11 protein-coding genes are annotated in these 16,509 nt (G+C 68.6%); 5 read left to right on the forward strand and 6 right to left on the reverse strand.

Going from position 1 to position 16,509, the window contains the following annotated elements:
- Window positions 1-204: 204 nt before the first annotated feature.
- Window positions 205-2,670: a bifunctional lysylphosphatidylglycerol flippase/synthetase MprF gene (gene mprF / locus ACSRUE_RS30510; RefSeq protein WP_441286650.1), complete on the forward strand. Its 2,466-nt coding sequence runs from the start codon at window positions 205-207 to the stop codon at window positions 2,668-2,670.
- 97 nt (window positions 2,671-2,767) lie between these two features.
- Here the strand turns inward: mprF and ACSRUE_RS30515 are convergent, their stop codons facing one another.
- A complete protein-coding gene (locus ACSRUE_RS30515) occupies window positions 2,768-5,227 on the reverse strand; it encodes an arylsulfatase (protein ID WP_441286651.1) in 2,460 nt (819 codons plus the stop codon).
- A 639-nt stretch (window positions 5,228-5,866) separates the two neighbouring features.
- Here ACSRUE_RS30515 and ACSRUE_RS30520 point away from each other — a divergent pair.
- Complete coding sequence (locus ACSRUE_RS30520; protein WP_441286652.1) at window positions 5,867-7,726, forward strand: FG-GAP repeat domain-containing protein; 1,860 nt, start codon at window positions 5,867-5,869, stop codon at window positions 7,724-7,726.
- A 133-nt stretch (window positions 7,727-7,859) separates the two neighbouring features.
- Here the strand turns inward: ACSRUE_RS30520 and ACSRUE_RS30525 are convergent, their stop codons facing one another.
- Window positions 7,860-8,876: an AraC family transcriptional regulator gene (locus ACSRUE_RS30525; protein WP_441286653.1), complete on the reverse strand. Its 1,017-nt coding sequence runs from the start codon at window positions 8,874-8,876 to the stop codon at window positions 7,860-7,862.
- Window positions 8,877-9,458: 582 nt separating this feature from the next.
- On the opposite strand from ACSRUE_RS30525, the gene ACSRUE_RS30530 reads away from it, so the two are divergent.
- Window positions 9,459-10,085, forward strand: a complete 627-nt coding sequence (locus ACSRUE_RS30530) for a TetR/AcrR family transcriptional regulator (RefSeq protein WP_441286654.1) — start codon at window positions 9,459-9,461, stop codon at window positions 10,083-10,085.
- A gap of 76 nt (window positions 10,086-10,161) precedes the next feature.
- Window positions 10,162-11,145, forward strand: a complete 984-nt coding sequence (locus ACSRUE_RS30535; RefSeq protein WP_441286655.1) for a fatty acid desaturase — start codon at window positions 10,162-10,164, stop codon at window positions 11,143-11,145.
- A 108-nt stretch (window positions 11,146-11,253) separates the two neighbouring features.
- On the opposite strand, the gene ACSRUE_RS30540 is transcribed toward ACSRUE_RS30535, so the two are convergent.
- Together ACSRUE_RS30540 and ACSRUE_RS30545 are read right to left on the reverse strand one after the other, a co-directional pair.
- Window positions 11,254-12,642: an FG-GAP repeat domain-containing protein gene (locus tag ACSRUE_RS30540; RefSeq protein ID WP_441286656.1), complete on the reverse strand. Its 1,389-nt coding sequence runs from the start codon at window positions 12,640-12,642 to the stop codon at window positions 11,254-11,256.
- A 443-nt stretch (window positions 12,643-13,085) separates the two neighbouring features.
- Window positions 13,086-13,253, reverse strand: coding sequence for a hypothetical protein (locus ACSRUE_RS30545; RefSeq protein WP_441286657.1), 168 nt, complete (start codon window positions 13,251-13,253; stop codon window positions 13,086-13,088).
- A gap of 433 nt (window positions 13,254-13,686) precedes the next feature.
- On the opposite strand from ACSRUE_RS30545, the gene ACSRUE_RS30550 reads away from it, so the two are divergent.
- The gene (locus ACSRUE_RS30550; RefSeq protein ID WP_441286658.1) at window positions 13,687-14,364 is read left to right on the forward strand and encodes a hypothetical protein; all 678 of its coding nucleotides are present in this window, start codon (window positions 13,687-13,689) and stop codon (window positions 14,362-14,364) included.
- A gap of 9 nt (window positions 14,365-14,373) precedes the next feature.
- Here the strand turns inward: ACSRUE_RS30550 and ACSRUE_RS30555 are convergent, their stop codons facing one another.
- Together ACSRUE_RS30555 and ACSRUE_RS30560 are read right to left on the reverse strand one after the other, a co-directional pair.
- Complete coding sequence (locus ACSRUE_RS30555) at window positions 14,374-15,384, reverse strand: lipase secretion chaperone (protein WP_441293146.1); 1,011 nt, start codon at window positions 15,382-15,384, stop codon at window positions 14,374-14,376.
- Window positions 15,385-15,438: 54 nt separating this feature from the next.
- Entirely contained in the window at window positions 15,439-16,350 is a 912-nt protein-coding gene (locus ACSRUE_RS30560; RefSeq protein ID WP_441286659.1) for an esterase/lipase family protein, read from the reverse strand.
- Window positions 16,351-16,509 lie beyond the last annotated feature (159 nt).

Consider the following 16,509-nt stretch of genomic DNA (forward strand, 5'->3'; position numbering starts at 1 on the left):
GGGCGGGAAGCAGGGGCACGGACCATTCGTCGTCCTCCTGACTAACTTTGCGCGGACCGAGCCCTATGCCGACGTCATTCGCCAGAGCGTCGCGGTCCGATGCTCGGTTCACCGGGGCCGACAGTGAGGACGATGATCGCCAAGATGCTGCGCGCGCTCAGGTTGCTCCTGGCTGTCAGCCTGCTTGCGATTGTCGTCATAGCCTTGGAGCGTCTGGTCCGCCCGACGGTGGCGGCCGAGGTCGTCGCGAGCCTCCGCCTCGCGCCCGGCCGACGGGTCGCGCTTGCCGCCCTCCTCACGGCGGCAAATTATGCGGTCTTCAGCGGGTACGAATGGCTGGCGGTCCGCTATGCAGGAGAGCGGCTCTCCTTCAGGCGGGCGGCCTTCGCTTCCTTCGTCGCGTATGGGATCAGCCAGAGCCTGGGCGTGTCGCTCTTGACCGGCGGTGCGGTGCGATGGCGCCTTTACTCCAAATGGGGAGTCTCGCCACGGGCGGTGGCCAGGATTGTTGCCTTCAACCTCCTGTCCTACTGGACGGGCATGGCCGTTCTGGCGGGGCTGCTGTCTCTCGCTGTGCCCGTCACCCGGCTCTCGGTGGTCTCGGTGTGGCAGCGGCTCATCGGGGGAGTCCTCCTCGTGCTCGTCGCCGTCTACGTGGGGCTCTGCGCGCGAGGACGCCCGCTGCGCCTACGGAGCCTCACGCTGGCGCCGCCCGCGCCCCGGTTCGCCCTGGCCGGGATCGCGTTCGGTGTCATCGACTGGGCTCTGGCCGGCTCGGTCCTCGCCGCGATGGCCGGCGATGTGCTTTCGATCTCGATTCCGCGCGTCCTCACTGCCTTTCTGCTCGCGCAGCTCGCGGGCATCGCGAGCCAGGTGCCAGGGGGCATCGGCGTCTTCGAATCGGTCTCGCTCCTGCTCCTCACGGGTTCAGGCGCTGCGTCCGCCCCCGCCCTCGCGGGGCGGCTGATCGCCTACCGTGCTCTTTACTACCTCGTGCCGCTCGCCCTCGCGCTGCTCGCGTGGCTCCTGCGCGAGCTGCAGGAGCGCGGCCGCGCTCTCTCCACGATGGCCGTCGCCGGCCTGCAGGTCTTGTGTGACTTTTCCCCATCGATCGCCGCGGCAGGCACGTTCCTCGCGGGAGCGGCGCTCGTCCTGACGAACGCCTATCCCGGCGGCGCCGCCTTCGGCCGGCTCAGCCACTTCATCCCCGACACCCTTCTCGAGCTCTCGCGCCTGCTCGGGAGCGTCGCGGGAGCGGCGCTCCTGTTCCTCGCTCGGGGCATCCAGCGCCGGCTGGCCGGGGCCTTCCATTTGACCGTCGTCCTGCTCGTCGTGGCGACCCTCCTGGGCGCCGCCCGGGGGCACCCGCCCTGGCACGCGGCCGGCGTAGCCTGTCTGCTCGCCCTCTTCGTGACCTTGCGGGCCCGCTTCTACCGGCGGTCGTCGCTGTTCGACGACGCCTTCTCCCCGGCCTGGAGCGCGGCGATCTCGCTGGTGATCATCGGCGGTGTGAGCCTCACCGTCTTCTCTCGGCGTCACGCCGCCTACTCGGCACAAACACTCTGGCAGTTCCTGACCGCCAGCGACGCCCCCCGGGCGCTCAGGGCCTCGGTGGCCGCATTGGCGACCGCGATGCTCCTCGCCTGGGCGAAGCTCATGCGACCACCTCCGGTCCGGGCGCGCGCGGCGAGCCCGAGCGACCTCGCGCGCGCGGAACGGCTCATCGGCGCCGCTCGAGATACCCTCGCCTGCCTGGCGCGCCTCGGGGACAAGTCGCTCCTCTTCAGCGAGAGCGGCAGGTCCTTCTTGATGTTCAGCGTCCAGCGGCGCAGCTGGATCTGCCTTGGCGATCCGATCGGGCCCGGCGACGAGGCGGCGGAGCTGCTCCGGCGCTTCCGGGAGCTCTGCGACGAGTACGACGCCTGGCCGGTCTTCTACCAGGTCCGACCAGAATGGCTCTTCCGCTACGTTGATCTGGGCCTCCGGCTCGTCAAGATCGGGGAGACGGCGCGGGTGGATCTCGGCGCCTTCTCGCTGGAGGGTCATGAACGCAAAGCGCTTCGCCAGATCCAGCGCAAGTTCGATCGCCCGCCTTACCAGTTCGAGCTGGTCGCCCCGGCGAACGTCCCGCTGATCCTCCCCGCGCTGAAGGTGACCTCCGATCTGTGGCTCCGCGCCAAGGAAACGCGCGAGAAGCGATTCTCGAACGGCTGTTTCAGCCCGAGCTATCTCGAGCGCTCACCCATCGCGCTCCTCCGCGACGAGAGCCACATCCTCGCCTTCTGCAATGTCCTCATGGTCGTCGAGGAGCTGTCCATCGACCTCATGAGACACCGGCCCGATTCGCCCCGCGGGGTGATGGATTATATTCTTCTACAGCTGCTGCTTTGGGGGCAGCGCGAAGGATACCGCTGGTTCGACTTTGGAGTCGCGCCCCTGTCCGGCGTCGAGCAGCACCGGGGCGCGCCCGCGTGGACCCGCATCGCGCACATCATGTTCGAGACCGAGAGGCCCTATCACTTCAAGGGACTGCGAGAGTACAAGGAGAAATTTGGACCCGTCTGGTCTCCCCGCTATCTCGCCTATCCGCCGGGGCTGAATCTCCCGCAGGTGATCTCGGACCTCATCGTGCTCCAGTCCGGGGGCGTCAAGGGGGTGCTAGGCCGTTGAGCCGCTTCGAGCGGCCCCCGCTCCGAGACTTTGCCGTGGCGGCGCTGGGGGAGAGTTGAGCGCGGAAGCGGGCCGCCCGTTCGGCCGGGTCAAGGTGTCACTGGATCGCCTCCAGTGCGTGCAATTTGTGTTCGGGGCTCACCATGGCGGGTTCGCCCGTCAGCTCGATCTCCGCCCAGTGCACCTTGCCGGTGAAGCGGTTGTCCCCGCTACCTGCGAAGTCGGGGCACAACGGGCCGCCAGTCTTCTTGCCGACCATCAGGAAGGCGTCCACGTTGAAGATAATCGGATTGGTCTTATCGATATGGCCCGGCATCTTTGTCTTGTCGAGCGGGTCCTCACCGATGTCCGGCTTTGTGGCGAGTCCGAGGTTGTAGTCGCCGGACTCGCCGGACTCGCGGATGAACTTCACCGTGCCGCCCTGGCCCGTCTCGTCGCCTGTGTAGGTAAACTCCATGCGGACCACCCAGGGGAAGCCGGTGTGCGTCAGCTCCTCTGCGGCCTGGGCGTAGTACCGTTCGAGTCCAAGGTAGTTGTAGACGTAAGTGAGCTTTCCGTCTTTGGCATAGAGGGCAAAGCCGCCGAAATCGTTGCCCCGGGCGAGGATCACGCCGTTCGCTTTTTCCCCGGGGGTGATCTCTGCCGTGATCTTGAATGAGCGGTTGAAGTTGTTGATCACGCACGGGTCGGAGACGAAACTGCCGTCGACGTACCTCTGCTTCGCGCCGACCGGGGGGGGCGACTGTTCTAGGCGCTCTGTCTTTTCGTCGTTGAGGGGAAAGACGTTATATCGGGCCGCAGTGATCTCAAAAAGGTTCTTCAGCTGCGCTAGCCTTTCGGGCTCCTCGTCGGCGAGGTTCTTTGCCTGGGTCCAGTCCACCTTATGCGGCGACTTCTTCCCGTCCGGAGATGGCCATCCGTACGTGTAGTAGAGCTCCCACGTATCCTTTTCGTAGTTCGAATTGGATTGCCAGTCCCAGGGCTTCGAGTGGAGGGTGACGGCGGTCCAGCCTTCATGGTAGATGCCACGGTTGCCAAACATCTCGAAGTACTGGGTCGTGCGGAACTCGGGCGCATTCTGCTCTTTGAACGTCCGGAGGAAGCTCGTACCCTCGATGGGCATCTGCAGCACTCCGTCGACGCTCAACGGCTCCGGCAATCCGGCCGCTTCGAGGATCGTCGGAAGCACATCGATCACGTAAGTGAATTGGTGTCGCAGCCCCCTGTCGCCCCTGTCGTCCTTGCCGATGTGGCCTGGCCAATGGACGATCATGCCGTTGCGCGTGCCGCCGAAGAAGCTGGCAACTTGCTTGGTCCACTTGTACGGCGTGCACATGGCCTGGGCCCAGCCGATGGCATAGTGATTGTACGCTTCCTTGGTGCCGAACTTGTCTATGTTGTCCTGGATGATTTTCTCCTGATCCATCTGGATGCCGTTGAAGCCGATCATCTCGTTGAAGGTGCCCATAAAGGTGCCTTCGGCGGAAGCGCCGTTGTCGCCGAGAATGTAAATGATCAGCGTGTTATCCATGAGATCGAGGTTCTCGAGCGTGTCGATCACCCTGCCGACCTCCTCGTCGGTCTGTTGGAGGAAAGAGGCGTAGAGTTCCATCTCGCGGCGCAGGGGACCCCTCATGTCGGCGAACATTTCATCGTCCCACTTTGGAACGTCTTCGTTGACCGCCGCCTCCGCGTCCTCTGGAATGACGCCAAGCGATCTTTGATTTTTGCAAATCGTTTCGCGCAGCTCGTCCCAGCCTTTGGCGAAGTCCTTGTTGTCCTTGTACCTGTCAAGCCATTCGTCCGGGATCTGGTGGGGCGCATGGGTCGCGCCGGGAGCGAAATAGATGAAGAATGGCTTGTCCGGCGCCATGGCCTTCTGCTGCTCGATCCACTTGATGGTCTGGTTTGCCAGATCCGTGGTCAGGTGGTAGTCCCCGTGGTGAGGCGTTTCGATGTAGGTCGTTCCATCGTAGAGGGTGGGGTAAAACTGGTTGGTTTCGCCGGCCACGAAGCCATAGAACTTCTCGAAGCCCATGTAGATGGGCCAGTGGTCGAAGGGCCCCGATGGGCCGGTTTCCCAGACGGGCACCTCGTGGCACTTGCCGAAGTGAGCCGTCGAGTAGCCGTTGTACCTGAGGATCTTGGCGATCGAGGCGGCGGTGTTGGGGATCATCGAGGTGTAGCCAGGCGCGCCGGTATACAACTCGGTGATGCAACCCATGCCGACGGAGTGGGGGTTGCGGCCAGTCATTAAGGCGGCGCGCGTCGGGCTGCACAGGGCTGTCGTGTGGAAACGGGTGAATCTGAGTCCGTCTTTGGCGAGCCGCGTGGCTGTCGGGGTAGTAATGACCCCCCCGAAGGGCTCCGCGGCGCCGAAGCCGACATCGTCGAGCAGGATGAGGAGCACGTTGGGGGCTTTCGAGGGCGGTCTGATCGGCTCGATGGGAGGGAAGTGGGAAGCTGGGTCCTGGGCATTGTACATCACCGGGCCGACATAGGGCCGGTCCGGAATCGGCAGGATTTCGCGCTTGAGAAGGTCTCGATCTAACGGCATGGGTGACTCCTGTCTTGGGCAGCCAAGAAGAACCGACGTTCCGTGTGGGTGTCAACAAAGAATCATGTTATGTGGAGCGCGCAGCGTGTTGGGCGAGGCTTCGGGGCAGAGTTTACGCACAGGACAGAACCGTGACCGTGGGGGGCTGCACGTAGCCAATGCCGCCGAGCAGGCGCGCGTCGAGCTGGAGAAGAAGACGGCGGAGCTCAAGGCCAGGTTGAAGAAAGTCGTACGGGAGCCACATCATGAGATGTGCGGCTCGGGGTACGCTCCGCCGCTCCCTGCTGCTGAATGCCTCAACCGCGAAGGGCGCGCCTCACCCCCCGTGAACGATCGCGGCGATTCTGCCGAGATCGATGGCGGAGCGTCCATCCGCCGCCACCCTCCATCGCTTCAGGCGAATTTGCAACCGCGAAGGATGCGTCCGCTCGCTTATCTTGCCGTTCGTGGACAGCTCGCTGCCGTTTCTGGACAGGCGAATGGTCACGAGGCCCCCGGCGACGGGGAATCTCGCTCCTCGCCCCAATTGCGTTCGCGAGAATCCGGAGGCGCTCATGGCGGGGATGCAGCTTGACGTGCCCGGATGTTTCTTCTAGTAGCTGCCGCCGAAACGCTCGAATCCGCACGGAGAGGTTCAGAATGATGAAGGCATCCATTGCACCCGTATTGCTCGCTCTGCTCGCGGGCGGCTCGCTCGGCTGCGAGCCCAGCACCGGCAGCCAGAACGACGTCGGCGGCGGCGGGAGCGGCGGCGCGTGCATTCCTGAGGACGACGGCAACCCCTGCACGGAGGACGTCTGCGAAGGCGGAGCGCCCACGCACGAGCCCACGGTCGCGGGGACCGCCTTGCCCGATCAGGTGACCGGCGATTGCCAGCAGGCCGTGTGTGACGGCAATGGCGCCGTGACCCAGCAAAACGACGACGCCGACCTGCCCGACGACATGAACGCCTGTACCGACGACGCGTGCAGCGCGGGCGCGCCGTCGAACTCCCCGATTGCGGCGGGCGCCGCCTGCGGCCAGGGCCTCGTGTGTGACGGCAACGGCATGTGCGTCGGCTGCCACACGCCGGCCGACTGCGCGGGCACCGATGACGCGTGCAAGGTGCGCACGTGTGAGGACGGCGTGTGCGGCGTGAGCTTCACTCCCGCGAACACGCCCGCGGGCACGCAGATCCCCGGCGATTGCAGCGCGATCGTGTGTGACGGCGAAGGCGACACCACGACCATCGCCGACGACGCCGACCTTCCGCCCGACGACGCCGACCCCTGCAAGGTGCCCGCGTGCAGCGCCGGTCAGCCGGCCGTCGCCGACGCGCCGAACGGCACCGCCTGCGCGGACGGCGACGCGTGCACGCAGACGGACACCTGCCAGGCCGGCACGTGTGTCGGCGCGGATCCACGCGTCTGCGCAGTGAACGAGACCTGCACGGCCGGCGCGTGTGTCTGCCCGAGCGGCACGTACACCCCCGTCCTCACGACCGTCGCCATGGCGTCCCAGAACGGGGATACCGAGGTCGCGGACCTGGATGGAGACGGCAAGCTCGATCTGATCACCGTCGAGAGCACGCCGGGCGGCAACGGCAACGTCAGCGTGCGCCTCGGCCTGGGCGACGGCACGTTCGGCCCGCTGGTTCAATACGCCGTCGCGAGAAGCTACGGCGTCACCGCGGCGGACGTGAACCGCGACGGCAAGCCGGACATCGCGCTCGTCGGCGCCCAGACCAACAACGTGCACGTGATGCTGAACCAGGGCGACGGCACCCTCGCCGCCGCCGTGGGTTACCCGACGAACGCGTTCCCGTATTACATCGCGGCCGCGGACGTGAACAACGACGGCGCGGTCGACCTCGCCGTCGCGTACCTCAGCGACGACAACGTGAGCGTGTTCCTCAACCAGGGCGACGGGACGTTCGCGGAAAAGGTCGACTACCTGATACCGGGCCTTGGCGGCTCCGACGGGCTCACGGCCGGGGACCTCAACGCCGACGGCACACCCGACCTCGTGTTCTCGCGCGACAGCGCGGCCAACGTCCTCCTCAACCAGGGCGACGGCACGTTCGGCGCCGCGACGTCCTACCCCGTGGGCCCGGGCATTCGCGTCGTGGACATCGCCGATCTGAACGACGACGGGAGCCTCGATCTCGCGGCGGCCTACTTCAGCGGGAGCACCTCCGGCGTGAGCGTGCTCCTGAACCAGGGCGACGGCAGCTTCGCCGCCGCGGTCGACCATGCCGTGATCCTGGGCGCCATCGGCATCGCGGCCGGTGACATCGATGGCGATGGCGACCCGGACCTCGCCGTCGCCAGCCCGAGCACCAACACCTTGTCGGTGTACCTCAACCCGGGGGACGCTAGCTTCGGCGCGCCGACCACGTACTTCATGGCAAAGGGCGCCTACGGCATGACGGCGGGCGATCTGAACGCGGACGGCCGGTCGGACTTCCTCATCGGGGGCAGCGACCCCGTGCAGGTGTACCTCTCGACCTGCGCGCCCTGACGCGCCGCGCCCTCCACCGCGCCCGCGGGCGCTTCCAATTCCAACTCCACCACCGTGACCATCGCGGCGCTAGGTCTCGCGGGCTGCTCTCCGCGCGATGTTGTCGCTCCTGGGTGCCAGCGCTCGTGAACGTTCACGGCCGGCGTCGCGGCTGGAGGCGCGGAAGGCCCGCGGCCGCGCGCCCCGCGGACAGCGTCTCGGAGGGGCTCTCGCCGAATCGGCGCTTGTATTCGACGCTGAACCGCCCCGGGTGACCGAGCCCGAGCGCGGCCACGACGCCCGCGACCGACGCGCCGGCCGAGGGCTCGGCCAGGTGGCGGCGCGCGAGCTCGAACCGGCGCCGACGCAGGAAATCCATCGGGGGCATTCCCCGGCACGCCACGAAGGCTGCCCGCAGGGACCGCTCCGGCACGCCCGCCGCGGCGACGATGTCGGCCAGGGTGATGGGCTCCGCGGCGTGCGCGGCCATGTATTCTTCCGCCTTGCGGACGCACGCCGGGGCCACGCGCGGCTGGGGCGCATCGAGCATCGCCGATTGGCTGTGCCGGGTGTGTACCAGGAGGCTCGTGAAGAGCGCGCCGCGCAGCGCCGTGAGCAGCATCGGCGAGGCCCATGCCTGCTCGATCTCGCGGCGGAAGAGCTGCGCGATCTCGTGTACCGTGCGGCCCGGTCCGTTCTCGAGGTCGAGCGCCACATCGAAGCAGATCGGGCCGCGCAGCTCAGCGCCCGTGAGCGCGGTGAAATGGGCGTCGAGCGCTCCGCGATCGATCACGAGGGTCCGTCCGTGAAACTCCGCGTCGACATCGAGAACGCAAGATCGCCCTGGTGAGAACAGCGCGCCCCGCCGGTCCGGCACGACGCGGAAGGACTCGCCCGCGTGGTGACCGGCGCTCTCTCCTCCGGCCGAGAGAGACAGGACGTAGTGCTTCCCGATGTCCGGCAGGGAGGCCTGCCCTCCGCCGGTCCACTCGCCCATCACGACACGGGTCGCGCCGAAGGAGACGACCTCCAGCGCACAGCCGAAAGGTGCATCGCGCATGGGCTCGAGGGTCGCCTCCGCGTAAACGCGGCTGAAGACCTCCCGGGCCTCGCCGACGTCGCGGGTGCGCACGAGCTGGGCCCGCGCAATCCCCTCCCCCGGCGCCTGCACGGCGCGCCACGGCCCTTCACCCCGATGGCTCGTCCGGACAAAACGACGCGCATCCCCCGGCATGAGCCAAGGAAGCGCAAATGTCTCGGGGATGTCAAGTTTTTATGAGCCAACCAGGTAGGACCGGCCGCGCGCGCCCACGCACTCGGGACGCTTATAGCTTTCTGCCCATCGAAATGCAGCAAGTGCGAGAGCCCAGCATAGATGATGAGCACCCCAAACTCTCACCCTTGCAGCTTTCTCGATCACGGCCGCCCGACCGATGAGCAGCCGACCGTGATAGCAATCCACGAACAATCCGAGAAAGGAGGGGGAGGACATCGATCGCAGTCGTGCGGCGCAGAAGCTCCGCCCAAGGCCGGCAGCCACAGCCCCTGGTCGGGCCTGGGGCGAAGCCCCAGCGAGGCGCTCACCCCGGCGTATGCGCAGTGGAAGCAGGGGTTCCCCGAGGAAGGCGCGGCGCTCGCGCGCGAGGCGTGCCGGCACGCGGGGGACGGCGGGCACATGCGCCGCTTTTCCTCGAACCCCCGGAGCGCGCAGGTAAAAGGAGCCGGATCGGGCGGCCGTGCGAGGATGTGCGGCGTGACCACGTCGCCGCAGAAGCCACGCAAGGATCCGCGCCAGGAGCGCTCGCGCAGCACGGTCGACGCCATCCTCGAGGCCGCCGGTCAGCTGATCGAGCGCGACGAGGAGGCGAAGCAGGGCCGTGTATCGACGACGCACATCGCCGAGCGCGCCGGCGTCAGCGTGGGCTCGCTGTATCAGTACTTCCCCAACCGCGAGGCGCTGGTCGCGGCGCTCTTGCGCCGCTTCGTGCAGAAGCGCTTCGCCGAGATCCGCCGGGTGCTCGACGAGGTCGAGCCGCTCCCGCTGGAGGCGGCGTTGCACCGGCTGGCCGGCCGGCTGATCGAGCTCGAGCTGGCCCACGCGCGCGTGATGAGGGCGCTCATGAAGTGGTTCGTGCGGGTGGGCGACTTCGATCTGATCGCCGATGCCGACCGCGAGGCCGAGGCCGCGCTAGCCGAGCTCCTGGTGCGCATCCGGCCCAAGACCCGCGCGGTGGATCCGCAGCTCGGCGGCTTCTTCCTGTTCCACGCAATGCGAAACACCTTGGGCATGGCGGCCTTCCGCGAGGGCGACATGCTGCGCGCGCCGGCCGCACAGGCCGAGCTCACCCGGCTTTTGTACGGCTATTTGCGGCCCGACTGACGGCCGCTGGCGCGCGCGGGCGCGGCGCCGGGAATGCGAATGGGCGGCGCCGGTCGCGCTGCCTAGATCGAGGCGCATGCGTTCCTTCGAATGGGTCACGCGCGCCGAGCCGCACCGCGCGCGCCGGCGCCGTATCCTGCGCGAGCACCCCGAGATCCGCGCGCTGTTCGGCTACGACCGGCGCACCATCGCCGTCACCCTGGCGGTGGTGATCGCGCAGTTCGTCGTCGCCTGGCTGCTCGGCGTGCTCGCCGCGCGCTGGTGGGTGGTCACGCTCGCGGCGGCGACGTTCGGCGCGGTGCTCTCGCACTGGTGCGCGATGGCCATCCACGAGGCGGCGCACGATCTGACCGCTCGCCGCGCGCGCTCGAACAAGCTGCTGGCGCTGTTCGCCAACCTGCCGATGGTGCTGCCGGCGGCGATGAGCTTCCGCCGCTACCACCTCGCGCACCACGCGCTGCTCGGCGTGGCCGGCGAGGACACCGATCTGCCGCGTTCGCTCGAGGTGCGGCTGATCGGCACCGGCCGCGTGCGCAAGTTCCTGTGGCTGTTCTTCTACTTCGCGGCCTACCTGGGCCGCGCCGCGCGCTTCGCCAAGCTGCCGAACCGCGACGAGTGGATCAACCTGGCCATCCAGCTGCCCGCCGCATGGCTCTCGTGGCGCCTGCTCGGCGCGCCCGGCTTCGCCTACTTGCTGCTGTCGACCCTGATCGGCCACAGCCTGCACCCGGTGGCCGCCCACTTCGTGCACGAGCACTACGTGTACGCGCCCGGGCAGGAGACCTACAGCTACTACGGGCCGCTCAACCACGTGACGTTCAACGTGGGTTACCACGTCGAGCACCACGACTTCATGAACGTGCCCGGCTGGCGCCTGCCCGCGTTGCACCGCATCGCCAAGCGCCACTACGACACGCTGGTCTCGCACCGCTCGTGGACCTGGGTGCTGTGGCACTTCATCACAAACCCAGCCCTGGGCCCGCAAGCCCGCATCGTGCGCTCCCGCGCCGTCCATGATGGCGCCATGAGGCGATCGATCCAGGTTGGCGCCAGCGAATGACGAGCGCGGGGAAGCCGATCCAGAGGGCGTAGACGGAGCCCCCGCTCCCGGCGGGACGAGCACAGGACGGGCTGGACGAGGGGCACGAGGCGCCGCCCGCGGGAGCGCTCAAGGCATCGTCGCGCAGCCGCGACCGCGGAAGACGACCAGACCGTCGAGCTGGACGCCCACGACGTCAGGGCACCCATTGCAGTCAAAATCGGTGATGCCGACGCCGAAACCGTCGATGTCCTCGAACGTGCCAGGGAACGGCGCCGCCTGGGCCTCGAACGTGCCATCCGGCGTCTGGAGGAACGACCACATCTCGGCCGTGTTTCGGCTGACCGCGACGAGATCGCTCCGCCCATCGAGGTTCAGATCGGCGATCTGCAGGCCTCCTGAGACGAAATACTGGTGATCATCGATGGTGAGCAGCGGCTGCGGCGCCGTCAGGTGGCCGAGCTCGTCTTGCAGCAGGATCCAGACCCGCATCGGCCCGTCGGAGTACTCGTGCGTGACGGCGGCGACGTCCTGGCGTCCGTCGTTGTTCACGTCGCCCACCGCGACCGAGACGAACGAGACGCCTGAGCTCGGCGGCGTGGTCTCGAAGAAGACCTGCTGTCCGGTCGTGTCGAACCCGCGCTCGACGTCGTGCGGAAAGACGGCGATGCCCGCGCCCACGCCGGTCATCGCGATCACCGCGTCGGGGTGGCCGTCCCCGGTCACATCGCCGGTGACGATGCCGGACATGAACACGCCGGCCGGCAGCTCGTGGGCCAGCGCGAAGCCGCCGCCGCCGTCGCCCCGGTAGACGAGGATCTTGCTGTGATAGCCGAGCGCGACGATGTCGAGGACGCCATCCCCGTCATGGTCCACGGCGCTCGGGGAGAACGTGGTTGGCCCGGCGATCGTCCTCGGGGGCTCGAAGGCGCCGCCGCCCTGGTTGCGGAGGAAGGCGAGCCCTTCCTGCTGCGCGACGACGACGTCGAGCGCGCCGTCGCGGTCCGCGTCGAGCAGCAACGTGTCCTCGACCGAGTTGGCCGGCGTGGAAGGGGTGTGGATGACTGCGCCGTTCAGCTCCTGTACGCGCGGATGCGTCTGCACGTACAGCGCTTCGCGATCCGTGCTCACGAAGTCGAAGCGCCTGTCCCCGTCGATGTCGCCCAGCGACAGCTGACCCATGACCACGCCCGACGACTCCGCAGGATAGAGGAGGCCGGGCTTCAGGTAGTAGCCGCTGCCGTCGCTCGGCTCCTCGCCCGGGAACGGGCCCGCGCATCGATCGCCCGCGCCGCCGCCGTTCGGCTTCGGCACATCCGCGCCGCCGCCGTTCGGCACATCGACGACGCGCTCGCCCGTCCCCGGCCGGGCAACGGGCCTGTCCGGCGAGCCGACGTCAGCCGTCTCTTCGTCCCGCGGCGGACCGACCGGGGTGTGCTGGGGAGATGGCTCGGGAAGGACAACCGAGCTCTCGCACCCCGAGCTGAATCCGATGAGCAAACAACAAGCTACCACCATGCGTCCGCTGCTGTGTCGCGCACACCTCATAGGCTACCTCCGCAAGACAAGTGAAACCCACGAACCTGAACGTCTCCAGGACACGCCCGTCCCCACGCCATCGGCGGCTCGGCGGCTCGGCGGCTACGATGCAATGAACGGGCTGCGCATTCATGGGAGCAGGAAAATCGCAGCGCGTCGTCCGGGACGCGGCGGCGCGTTCTTGCCCGGCGCATCGCGCCGCCGAGCCGGTCACGACGTTCTCCCTGCCGGGAACGCGCTGTGGTGTAATTTTCCACTACGGCGCGCGTCCAGCTCCTTGAACCCCCGGAGCGACTCTTCCGCGAGGGCGCAACAAGGGACAGACACCTTGCTTTTTCGCGTCTTTGCGCTCCTGGCGCCTTTACGTTGACGTTCTCCCCGCTCGCGAGGCAGAGCCCTGTCAGGATATCTGACCTGCGGTATCAGCAGCTCATCCCCTGGCCGGCCAGCGAGACGCCGTATTGCTCGCGGATCATCCGCTTCGCCGCGCGGCGGATCGTGAGGGTCGTGAGCGCGCCCGCCCCCGGTTCGCCCGCGCGCCAGCGCGCCAGCGCGGCGGCTCGATCGGGTCGGACAGGTCGGAACGTCATCGTCCGCTTCCCACGTGTGGATTGCGGGCTGACAATTCCCTTATTTGTTGGCATTTCAGCAGAAAATTGAACGGGGAGACCGGGAGATTTTTGGGATTGTACTCCCCGTCTCCTCGCCTCCCCGTTCAATTCCCCCGAAAAATTCGAGAGCGCCGCAAATCCCCGGTCTGGCCGTGTCAGACGCTCCTCGTCTGCTGCGTCTTCCCGGGATGTGGGACTCGGTACCTCCTCTCCATGAAGGGGCATCGCCGTGGCGCCGAGGACTCCGAGGGGATCGCAGAAAATCGCTGTGCTCACCTTGCCCTCTGTGCTCACTGCACCTCCCTGCCCCGGATCCCGGGCACTCGATCGACGGGGCGAAAGGCACCTCCCGGAGGAGGCCCGAGGCTTGCTCTCTCCAGCGCAGGTGCGTCGATAGCACCGGGAGGGGCGCATGTGGACTTCGAAGACGGGGAGAACCAGCGGTAGGTCAACAAGCGGGAAAGGCGTCGTCCAGGGGCTCGCCGGGCTTCTCGGGATCGGCCTCTGTCTCGGCATCTCCAGCGCTTCCGCCGGCGACGCGACCCAGACCATCTCGCTTCAGGCCCGGGCGCAGGGTCGTGCCACGCCGCCGCGGCAGACCACGACCTTCACGCAGCGCGCCCCGCAGCGGGTCGCGACCGCCACCTACGTCGCGAACCCGCGGAGGGCACGCTGGATCATCGGGGGCGCGTCGACCCTGGGCGGCTTCTGGGTCGCGTCGGCCGTCCGCGGCGCCGCGCTTTCCCTCGGGCAGCCGGAGGTGCGGATCCGGCTGGTGCCGCAGTGCTCCCAGGGCACCTGCTTCGTCGTCCGGCGCTACGAACGCACCTCGGCGAACCCCGCCTCGCTGCTGATCCCCCTCGCGGGTCCGTGGATCCACCTCGGCACGGGGCGGCCGACGGCGGCCAGCGCGGTCGGGCTCTCCCTCCTCGGCGCCGGGCAAGCCGTCGGCCTGGGAATGCTGCTCGGCGGCATCGCGATGCCTTCGCAGGTGCGCGTGCCGCTGCAGCGCGGCCAGGTCCTCCAGGTGGGCGCGGCCCCGCTCGTCACCCCCGGCGGGCTCGGGCTCTCGATCAGCGGATCGCTGTAGGCGCGGCCGTCACCGGGCGAGACCCAGGATCGCCCCCACGCGCAGCCGCTCCTCGGGCGTGAACGAGCGCTCGAGCAGCGCCTCCTCCTCGGCGCGCCGCGCGTCGGGATCGGCCACCGTCGCCTCGATGTCCGCGCGCGCGCCGGCGAACGCGTCGAGGCGCTGCTGCCAGGCCGCCCGCTGCCGGTCCAGCTCCGCGAGCCGGTCCGCGGCCTCGGGGCCCACGGTCGCGACCCGGTGCGCGCGCAGCGCCTCGTCCGACGCGCCCGCGTCCCGGAGCGCCTGCTCCTCGGCCTGCTGCGCGAGCGGGCGCGTCGCCGCCTCCCGCGCCTCGCGGACGGCCTCCGGGAGCGCCGCCTCGACCTCCGCGATCCGCGCGTCGCGCTCCTCCGGCGAGAGGGCCTCGTCCGCGAGGATGCGGGACTCCTCGATCGCCGCCTCGATCTCCCGCTCCTCGTCGCCGAACAGCCGCGCCGCGGCCGCCTCGCCGAACCATGCGCGCCGGATCGCGCGCAGCGCGGCGAGGCGCGCCGCCGGATCGGCCTCCTGCTCGACGCTCGCCTCGCCGGCCGCCTCGCGGTAGCCGAGGTACCGGTCGAACAGCGCGATCGCCTGCTCCGCTCCGCGCCCCGCCGCCCGCTCCCGGATCGCCGCGACGACGCGGGCCCGGATCGCCGGCGCCGGCTCCTCGCCGGTGGCGCTCAGGAAGTAGTCGAACAGCCCGAGCAGCTCCGGGCCGACGACCAGATCGCCGCGCTCGTCGACGGTCACCGCGCCGTCGACGTCGGTGCCGCGGAGCGAGGGCGGCGCCGCGATCGTCGGCGGGCGCGGCGCCGCAGGGGGCCGCGCTACCGACAGCGCCTGCCGGACGCGCGTGGGGGCCGGCGCAACCGACAGCGCGGGCAGCGCCTCCTTCCGAGCGGGGCGCGCGGCCCCGCTCGATCGGCCCGAGGGCGCCGCCGGCCGGGTCCGCTCCCCCGAGACGAGGCGGCCCGCGCCGATCGCCGCGACGAGCGCCATGGCCACGAAGAGAGCTGTCCTGCGACGACGCGCCACGAAGAGCCCTCCAGGAGGCTAGAGGCCGACGGCCTTCAGCCGGCTCGCATGCGACCGGAACACGGACTTCGGGTTCGGGCCAGACAGGTTGATAAACCCGAAGAGCTGATTGACCTCGTCGAGGTGGTTCATCGCATAGTCGTCGCGGAGCACCTCCCCGAAATGGGAGCTGCACCTGCCCACCATCCCGTCGTTCGACTCCGAATACAGCGTGGAGATGAGCTTGAGCGTCAGGTCGGTCGGATCGACGAGGCTCGTGACGACCGCTGTCCCCGACCACGAGAAGAAGCGCACGCCGCCCTCCTCGGCGGGGCCCTGCCCGCACCGGCCGGCGGGCAGCCCGGCGGGGTAACGCGCGTTGAACTCGCGCATCCCGGTGGCGGAGAGCGACCTGACGGCGGCGATCGCGTCCTGGGGCGCCGTGTGCCCGCTGAGCAGGCTGAGCACCGCGCCGAGGCTGTTGGCGAGGAACGAGAGCGCCCCCTCCGCGAACCCGCCCTCCCGCAGGTTCTCCTGGAGGAAACTGGCGAGCTCGGCCCCCTGATGCGGAGACCCGATGGTGGTCACCGAGGCAATGAGATCCGGCCGCACCGCGGCGACATACCGGGCGTCGAGCCCGCCATGGCTGTGCCCGACCAGGTTGACCTTGCCGCTCCCCGTGCGCGCGACGATGTCCTCGACCTGCGCGAGCAGCGCCTCCCCCCGCGCCTCGGTGCTGTCGAACTGGGGCACCTCGGTGGCATACACCTCCGCTCCGCCGGAGCGCAGCGCAGACGCGATCCCACCGAAGTAGTCGATCACCCCGAACATCGCCTTGAAGCCGGCCATCCCGTGACAGAGCACGATCGGATACCGCGTCTGCGCATAGCTCTTCAACGCCAGCGCGCCCTCGCCGACCTCGGCGCGCTCGGCGTCCACCGGCTCGTCCATCGACGCGACGCATCCTTGCGAGAGCAGCACCACGACAGCTCCGGCCGTGCACCGCAATGCGTCAATCCACGTCCGGCGCCCGGCCCATCGTTTTCTCTCGACTCTCTCCCGATTTCGAGCGGGTGTGACGGCGGTGGGTCGTGCAGCGCGCGTGCTGGA

This window comes from Sorangium sp. KYC3313 (assembly GCF_052075895.1).
GTDB classification, from domain to species: domain Bacteria; phylum Myxococcota_A; class Polyangia; order Polyangiales; family Polyangiaceae; genus Sorangium; species Sorangium cellulosum_B.